We start from the raw sequence: 831 nt of genomic DNA, 5'->3' as shown, positions 1-831 counted from the left end.
ATGAATATCCAGTTGGCCAATGTCATCAGCGACATTACTGGCGTAACCGGGATGAAAATTCTTCAGGCCATCAATCACGGTGAGCGCGATCCTCATGCCTTGGCGGCGTTGCGTGATCGACGCATCAAGGCCGATCACGCCACTATCGCCCGTAGCTTGCACGGCAATTGGCGTGTGGAACACTTGCATTCGTTGCGTCAGGAATTGGCGTGCTACGACTTCCTGGAAACGCAGATTGCCGACTGTGACCATGCCATCGCGCAAGCACTGGGGCTGTTACCCATGCGTCAGGAAGAAGTACCAGCAGCACGTAAGGTACTTCGCAGCGCTCATCGATCGGCGGCAGAGCAGACGGTGCTGCATCAGGCATTAGGTCGCGTGATGGGCGTGGATTTAACCGCCATTCCGACAATCGGCGTCGATACGGCTTTGGTGCTGGCAAGCGAGCTGGGGCCTGATCTATCGCGTTTTCCCACCTCGCAACACTTCTGCTCTTGGTTGGGAGTCGCGCCGCCAACTCGAATATCGGGTGGCAAGTCCCTTCCCGGCAGAGGACCGAAGGTCATCAATCGAGCGGCTCAAGCGCTCAAGCAATCGGCCTCCAATGCCCGAAACGACAAAAGTTTTATCGGTGCAAGTCACCGTGCAAGGTTAAGTCGAATGGACACAGGTTGCGCCGTCAAAGCCACCGCCCATCAACTGGCGCGTCTGATCTACGCCATGCTGACCAAAGGCCAGCCATATGTGGAGCAAGGGCTCGAGGCGTACGAAGAGAAGAGTCGCAGCCGGCAGTTGCGAGCCTTGGAGCGCAAGGCACACAAGCTGGGATGG

General features: G+C 57.3%; 1 protein-coding gene. It reads left to right on the top strand.

From position 1 onward, the window contains the following. The coding region (locus tag GHO41_RS29415; protein WP_153435360.1) for a transposase at positions 1 to 831 on the top strand (831 nt) is incomplete at both ends.

The organism is Pseudomonas sp. FSL R10-0399, assembly GCF_009600165.1.
Taxonomy (GTDB): domain Bacteria; phylum Pseudomonadota; class Gammaproteobacteria; order Pseudomonadales; family Pseudomonadaceae; genus Aquipseudomonas; species Aquipseudomonas helleri.
Note: the sequence above shows the minus strand (reverse complement) of the source record. Positions and strands in the feature narration are given on the sequence as shown.